The following is a 6,828-nucleotide window of genomic DNA, read 5'->3' on the forward strand; positions in this document are numbered from 1 at the left end:
CTAGTGAGGGGCGGCAGCGCATCAAGCGGTGAGCGCACTCCGGCACCGCCAACTTTCAGCACATGCGTGTAAATCATCGTCGTAGAGACGTCGGAATGGCCGAGCAGATCCTGCACGGTTCGAATGTCGTAACCGCTGCGGAGCAAGGCCGTCGCGAACGAGTGGCGGAGGGTGTGCGGTGTGGCGGGCTTCGTGATGCCTGCTTGTTCTACGGCACGTTTGAAGGCGCGCTGAAAGGTCTGGTCATACATGTGATGGCGACGCACGACACCGCTCCGTGGATCGGTCGAATGCGTGTGCTGCGCAAAAACCCAGAACCACGGCCAGGAATGCCCGGCGCGCGGATACTTCCGCTCAAGGGCGTCGGGAAGCGCAACGCCGCTGCGGCCCTCGGCCTGGTCCTTCAGCCACCATGCCCGTGCACGCGACAGCTGCTCGCGCAGGCTGGGTGCCAAGCTCTCGGGTAACATCAAGGCCCGATCCTTGGAGCCCTTGCCCTCCCGCACGATGATCGTGCCGTGATCGAAATCCAGATCCTTGACCCGCAGTTGCAAACCCTCACTGATCCGCATGCCCGTTCCATACAGAAGCTGGGCGAACAAACGATGCTCGCCTTCCAGAAAACCGAGGATGCGAACCACTTCATCCGGGGTCAGCACCACCGGCAAGCGCCGCGACGGCCGAGGTCTTCCGATCTCCTGAAGCCAGGGCAGATCCGTGCACAGCACCTTGCCGTAGAAGAACAGCAAGGCCGCCAATGCCTGACGATGCGTGGAGACCGAAACCTTGCGCTCGTTCGCCAGCCAGGACAGAAATGCCTCGACTTCGCTGCTGCCCAAGGTTGCCGGGTGACGCACACCGTGGAAACGGATGAAGGCACGAACCCAGTGGACATAAGCCTGTTCGGTTCGTAAGCTGTAATGCAAGTAGCGTATGCGCTCACGCAACTGGTCCAGAACCTTGACCGAACGCAGCGGTGGTAACGGCGCAGTGGCGGTTTTCATGGCTTGTTATGACTGTTTTTTTGGGGTACAGTCTATGCCTCGGGCATCCAAGCAGCAAGCGCGTTACGCCGTGGGTCGATGTTTGATGTTATGGAGCAGCAACGATGTTACGCAGCAGGGCAGTCGCCCTAAAACAAAGTTAGCCATATGAACTCGGAATCAGTACGCATTTATCTCGTTGCTGCGATGGGAGCCAATCGGGTTATTGGCAATGGTCCTAATATCCCCTGGAAAATTCCGGGTGAGCAGAAGATTTTTCGCAGACTCACTGAGGGAAAAGTCGTTGTCATGGGGCGAAAGACCTTTGAGTCTATCGGCAAGCCTCTACCGAACCGTCACACATTGGTAATCTCACGCCAAGCTAACTACCGCGCCACTGGCTGCGTAGTTGTTTCAACGCTGTCGCACGCTATCGCTTTGGCATCCGAACTCGGCAATGAACTCTACGTCGCGGGCGGAGCTGAGATATACACTCTGGCACTACCTCACGCCCACGGCGTGTTTCTATCTGAGGTACATCAAACCTTCGAGGGTGACGCCTTCTTCCCAATGCTCAACGAAACAGAATTCGAGCTTGTCTCAACCGAAACCATTCAAGCTGTAATTCCGTACACCCACTCCGTTTATGCGCGTCGAAACGGCTAACCATTCCGTCAACGGGACGCCAAAATGCTGCGCATTTTGGTTCCCTCCGCTGCGCTCCGGCTCTCGTTACGTCCAACGTTAGCACCACTGAAACCCAGCTTTATTTAGCTCATGTTTATTCAAACGGCATTTAGCTTTTCAGGCGTTATTCAGTGCCTGTTTTGCCTTTTTTCCGGGCTTCGCCTGCATGGGCTGCGCAGGTTTTCAGTCTTTTTGGCCTCTAGCCCTTGCGTAGCAAGCGCAAGCAGCTATCGTTTTTGCAGTGCTGTGCCGCCTCGGTGGCGCAGCGTTTTTTCACGGTTAGCGCCCGTCGCCAAATTCAAGTTATCCGTTTTGGCTTCTGGTTCTAACATTTCGGTCAAGCCGACCCGCATTCTGCGGTCGGCTTACCTCGCCCGTTAGACATCATGAGGGAAGCGGTGACCATCGAAATTTCGAACCAACTATCAGAGGTGCTAAGCGTCATTGAGCGCCATCTGGAATCAACGTTGCTGGCCGTGCATTTGTACGGCTCCGCAGTGGATGGCGGCCTGAAGCCATACAGCGATATTGATTTGTTGGTTACTGTGGCCGTAAAGCTTGATGAAACGACGCGGCGAGCATTGCTCAATGACCTTATGGAGGCTTCGGCTTTCCCTGGCGAGAGCGAGACGCTCCGCGCTATAGAAGTCACCCTTGTCGTGCATGACGACATCATCCCGTGGCGTTATCCGGCTAAGCGCGAGCTGCAATTTGGAGAATGGCAGCGCAATGACATTCTTGCGGGTATCTTCGAGCCAGCCATGATCGACATTGATCTAGCTATCCTGCTTACAAAAGCAAGAGAACATAGCGTTGCCTTGGTAGGTCCGGCAGCGGAGGAATTCTTTGACCCGGTTCCTGAACAGGATCTATTCGAGGCGCTGAGGGAAACCTTGAAGCTATGGAACTCGCAGCCCGACTGGGCCGGCGATGAGCGAAATGTAGTGCTTACGTTGTCCCGCATTTGGTACAGCGCAATAACCGGCAAAATCGCGCCGAAGGATGTCGCTGCCGACTGGGCAATAAAACGCCTACCTGCCCAGTATCAGCCCGTCTTACTTGAAGCTAAGCAAGCTTATCTGGGACAAAAAGAAGATCACTTGGCCTCACGCGCAGATCACTTGGAAGAATTTATTCGCTTTGTGAAAGGCGAGATCATCAAGTCAGTTGGTAAATGATGTCTAACAATTCGTTCAAGCCGACCGCGCTACGCGCGGCGGCTTAACTCCGGCGTTAGTCGGACGCCTACGGCGCCGAGGAAAAAAGAAACCAAACCATTCTTGCTGCCAAAGAGAAAAACCCCTTACGGTGGCGTACTGGGAAAGTGCGTATCTACGACGCCTTGCCGGTCTCAATGTCATGCCGTCCTCTTTCGAAGGCTGCTTGATGCAAACCTCTCAAAAATCTGGCATAAACTATCTTGACATATTCCGATTGAACACCTTCCGAATATCAGCGGCTATCAGCGGGATCTCATCTTTTTTCGTGACGTAGGAGTGGGCATTCTGCTGCAGATGAAACTGGCAGCGTTGCCACAGAATTCCAGGGAAGACAGCATCGATTGCCGCGCGCAGTCCTGAGTGGTCATCACTGGTGATCATTCGCAGGCCGTGCATCCCTCGTCGTACGAGACCCTCGAGAAAGGAACGCCAGTTTACCTCTGCCTCACTGTTCGCGACTTCGGCGTCAAGAATATGCCGATTCCCGCTGTAATCAACGCCAATAGCCACTAGAAGCGCCTGCTTGACCACATGGGAACCGACGCGAACCGATTCATAGGTCGCATCAAGTACCAAGTATTGAATCTGTCCGACAGGCTGCGCCTTCCAAGACGTAATCTCTTCATCGAGCTCCTTTGCCAGCCTGCTGACCTGGGACGAGCTGACTTCGGTGCCACAAAGAATTTCGACGATATCCGAGACCCTGCGGGTACTTACTCCTTTGACATACATTTCGGCGATGGCGAGCTTGAGAGCACGCTCACTGCGCATGCCTTTCTCGATGCAGCTGGGATAAAACTCCATCCCGCGAACTTGTGGTACTTTCAAGAGGACTTTCCCGGTCGCAAGATTGAATATTGGATTATTTGGATTTACCAACAAACACTACTATTTAGCTACGAAAACTCAAGAGAAGTACACAAAACCTTTTGGAAGTGATGGAAGTTTAAGTCCTCTTGATTATAGTGTAGGTATTGGAACAGGTTTAGAATTAGGACATTTCCAGTTTATGTTTGGCTATGATTACCCTCTTAGTAACAGTTCGAAAGATCCAGACCTAAGTCAAGTACGCCAACACAACTTCAGAGCAAGTATAGCATATTCATTTAGAAAGCTAAAAAAATAAAACTAACCTAGGGCTTTGGATATTTTCAAGGCATCTGATAAAGACTTAACATCATGGGTGCGGAGATAATCTGCACCTTTTTTGTATGCATACATTTCTGCTGCAAGAGTTGGTGCTAAACGAGATTTCACATCGGTTCCAGTTATTTTACCTAAGAATGATTTCCGTGACACTGCAATCATTACTTGCAAATTAAAAGCTTCTTGAATTTCAGGGAAACGCTTCAAAACAAGAATAGATGTTTCTGGATTAGAGCCTAAAAAGAAGCCCATACCCGGATCAAGAATAATTCGTTCACGCTTTACACCAGCCTCAACTAAAGCAGCAATTCTTTCTTTAAAAAATTCCATCATGGAAGTAAAAACCTCTTCCGGATTCGTTTCAACTTTAGTAGCTGCACCAATTCGCTGAACGGAGTGCATCAACACAAGTTTGCAATCTGACTTTGCCAAGCCTGAATAAATCTCAGGATAAGGAAAACCTTGAATATCATTAATAAAATCAACCTTTTGTTCTATGCAAAAACTCTGAACCTCAGGTTTAAATGTATCAACAGAAATAGAAATGCCTTTTTCTTTTAAAGCCTTAATGACAGGTTTGAGTCTTTTGATTTCTTCCACAACGCCCACTTCAGTTGTATCAGGATTACTGGAAGCGGCTCCCAAATCAATCACATCTGCTCCATCTTCAACCAAATGCAGAGCATGCTCAATTGCCTTATCTGTATCTAAATAAAGTCCTCCATCGGAAAAACTATCGGTGGTTATATTTACGATTCCAAAAATCTTGCTCATATCATTTTGCTTTGATTACAAAAGTAGCATTTATCTTAATTGACTAATTATCACTTACGCAAATTGACACATTTTCCCTATCTTTGCAGCCTAATTTTTTTGTTTTAATTCATTATGAAAACTGATAGGAACTGTCATTTCGAGTTTTTCGCGGTTTTGGGTCAAAATTCGGTTTTTTCCCCGAACTACGACTGTTTTCGCACCCCGAACAACTAATCCAATCAGAATTTTCCGGCAACGCCGACTCCAAGAAGTGTAATTCCAGTCTATTTCTGCCGTCAACCCCTGATTCGCGTTAATGCGACAAAGCTCAAACACATAACTCCCCCACGAAGCCATATAAACTCCGATTTCGAGGTGTTATCCTGTTCCGCATAAACTTCGTTTTTGGGTATTATACCTACACCAAAGCAAGAAGATTATGGGTCCAAACTTCATTTGTATATTTTGCAAACAAATATCTGCCTGTCATATCTGTCGGAGTGTGGTGATACTCCTTTGCATTAAAAATGCGCTGATAAAAGGTAGTTCAGCAAAAGGCGAAACGCCAATAAATATATCTATAACCGGTTTCGCCCGTTGATTGGGTATCGCCGTGCTTCCGATATGTTCAATGGCTACGGCATGAGAACCGAAAAAATGGAGCAATTTTATTTTCTCTTCTTCAAAATTCTTTGTCCAATCCGGGTTATATTCCATAATTTCAATTTTCATGATAGTTTCGTCCTTGCCTCAAAAACCATGTTTGGTATTATACTCCATATCTCTCCGGTGCAGGAATAGCCTTTTCTGATGCACGGCTAACAGCTTCCCATTCTTCCCAGGTAGCCATCCGTGCTTTTAAGGTATCCATCGCCAAATCGTATACCATGCTGCCAAGGATAAGCCTCAAAGGCGGATTATTGCTGGCTACTAATTTCATAAGGGCTTCCGCTGCCAAGGAAGGATCACTATCGACCGAATCTTCGGAATACTGTTTCGCCAGCTCATCGCGCAGTGTACCGTATGAATCTAATGGATTGCTGTAACTCATCGAAGTGTATAAATCTGTCCAATATCCTCCTGGTTCCACCATAGTGAGTTTCACTCCGAAATGTTCCGCTTCTTTTGCTAAGGCTTCACTCATTCCTTCCAGCGCAAATTTACTTGCACTGTAAATACCAGACATCGGACCCGAGATAATAGCGCCAATGCTTGTAATCTGTATGATATGTCCAGAACGCTGCGACCTCAAATAGGGCATCACTGCCTGACAAACCCAAAGAGCTCCAAAAAAGTTTGTGTCCATTAGTTTCCGAGCATCGGATTCGTTTAGTTCTTCAATCATACCCATAGTCATGATACCCGCATTATTAACAACAATATCAAGCCTACCGAAATGTTTAACTGCTGTTTCAACCGTAGAAAAAACAGCCTCCCTATCTGTAACATCGAGGTTTAATGGCAGTAAGCTCTCTTGATATGTTTCTTCTAGCTTCGCCAAATTATCGATAGTCCTTGCAACTGCAACAACTTTATCCCCGGCTTTCAAGGCGGCGCATGTAAAAGCATAGCCAAGCCCCTTGCTTGCTCCGGTAATAAACCATACTCTTTTATTTTCGCTATTAGGTATCATAGATATTCTCCTTTAGGCTATTATAGAAAGATTATTATAAGCGAAATTAATACCGTTAAACGCCATGAGCCCGACAATTTTGAGCACTTTGTTTTGTACTCCCAGAAGCTCACCACTACAAATTATCATCAACCCGGTCCTTTTTTCAGTCCACTTGCGGTTTCATTGTTACTTTGTCATAGCGTCGTGTCAGAATGCGGCAGAGAACAGCGTTTACTATCAACGCAACACCAGACCAGAAAAACCATGTATTAACACCTATAACCTCAACAACCGGACCTGCAACAAGTAAGCCTATCGGCATAGAAAGAGTCATGGCGGTCATCAAAAGGGAAAACACCTTGCCCATCATTTCAGGGGCAATGCTTTCTTGAACATAAGCCATAACAGGAACATTCATAAA

Annotated in this window: 9 protein-coding genes and 1 pseudogene; 4 read left to right on the plus strand and 6 right to left on the minus strand. The window is 47.9% G+C overall.

All coding sequences use genetic code 11. The features are described from left to right. A partial coding sequence (gene intI1, locus NA986_RS24145) for a class 1 integron integrase IntI1 (protein WP_045341941.1) occupies positions 1-1,004 on the minus strand: 1,004 nt, incomplete at its 3' end. Positions 1,005-1,151: 147 nt separating this feature from the next. Between intI1 and dfrA12 the strand changes: the two genes are divergently transcribed. The 3 genes and pseudogenes from dfrA12 to NA986_RS24160 all read left to right on the plus strand — a co-directional run bounded on the left by dfrA12 (position 1,152) and on the right by NA986_RS24160 (position 2,895). After that, entirely contained in the window at positions 1,152-1,649 is a 498-nt protein-coding gene (dfrA12, locus tag NA986_RS24150; protein ID WP_001083725.1) for a trimethoprim-resistant dihydrofolate reductase DfrA12, read from the plus strand. 111 nt (positions 1,650-1,760) lie between these two features. Next, a complete protein-coding gene (locus NA986_RS24155; protein ID WP_001336345.1) occupies positions 1,761-2,051 on the plus strand; it encodes a DUF1010 domain-containing protein in 291 nt (96 codons plus the stop codon). Positions 2,052-2,056: 5 nt separating this feature from the next. After that, positions 2,057-2,895, plus strand: a pseudogene (locus NA986_RS24160) (AadA family aminoglycoside 3''-O-nucleotidyltransferase). 190 nt (positions 2,896-3,085) lie between these two features. On the opposite strand, the gene NA986_RS24165 reads toward NA986_RS24160, so the two are convergent. Further along, positions 3,086-3,718: an IS256 family transposase gene (locus NA986_RS24165; protein ID WP_020802982.1), complete on the minus strand. Its 633-nt coding sequence runs from the start codon at positions 3,716-3,718 to the stop codon at positions 3,086-3,088. A gap of 22 nt (positions 3,719-3,740) precedes the next feature. Here NA986_RS24165 and NA986_RS24170 point away from each other — a divergent pair, with 22 nt between their 5' ends. Then, positions 3,741-4,016 (plus strand): hypothetical protein, encoded by a 276-nt coding sequence (locus NA986_RS24170; RefSeq protein ID WP_109023896.1) that lies wholly within the window; start codon positions 3,741-3,743, stop codon positions 4,014-4,016. A gap of 2 nt (positions 4,017-4,018) precedes the next feature. On the opposite strand, the gene sul3 is transcribed toward NA986_RS24170, so the two are convergent. The 4 genes from sul3 to NA986_RS24190 form a co-directional block, all read right to left on the minus strand. Then, positions 4,019-4,810, minus strand: a complete 792-nt coding sequence (gene sul3, locus NA986_RS24175) for a sulfonamide-resistant dihydropteroate synthase Sul3 (RefSeq protein ID WP_000034420.1) — start codon at positions 4,808-4,810, stop codon at positions 4,019-4,021. Positions 4,811-5,278: 468 nt separating this feature from the next. After that, complete coding sequence (locus tag NA986_RS24180) at positions 5,279-5,524, minus strand: GrpB family protein (RefSeq protein ID WP_001354008.1); 246 nt, start codon at positions 5,522-5,524, stop codon at positions 5,279-5,281. 37 nt (positions 5,525-5,561) lie between these two features. After that, positions 5,562-6,425, minus strand: a complete 864-nt coding sequence (locus NA986_RS24185; RefSeq protein ID WP_000612791.1) for an SDR family oxidoreductase — start codon at positions 6,423-6,425, stop codon at positions 5,562-5,564. Positions 6,426-6,570: 145 nt separating this feature from the next. Beyond that, positions 6,571-6,828, minus strand: a 258-nt coding sequence (locus NA986_RS24190) for a hypothetical protein (RefSeq protein ID WP_225983033.1), incomplete at its 5' end; no start/stop codon positions are given.

This window comes from Salmonella sp. NW177 (genome assembly GCF_051811585.1).
GTDB lineage: Bacteria > Pseudomonadota > Gammaproteobacteria > Enterobacterales > Enterobacteriaceae > Salmonella > Salmonella enterica.

Coding starts and splice junctions, on each gene's coding strand:
- dfrA12 (WP_001083725.1), top strand. CDS start 1,152: ATGAACTCGGAATCAGTACGCATTTATCTCGTTGCTGCGATGGGAGCC.
- NA986_RS24155 (WP_001336345.1), top strand. CDS start 1,761: ATGTTTATTCAAACGGCATTTAGCTTTTCAGGCGTTATTCAGTGCCTG.
- sul3 (WP_000034420.1), bottom strand. CDS start 4,810: ATGAGCAAGATTTTTGGAATCGTAAATATAACCACCGATAGTTTTTCC.
- NA986_RS24180 (WP_001354008.1), bottom strand. CDS start 5,524: ATGAAAATTGAAATTATGGAATATAACCCGGATTGGACAAAGAATTTT.
- NA986_RS24185 (WP_000612791.1), bottom strand. CDS start 6,425: ATGATACCTAATAGCGAAAATAAAAGAGTATGGTTTATTACCGGAGCA.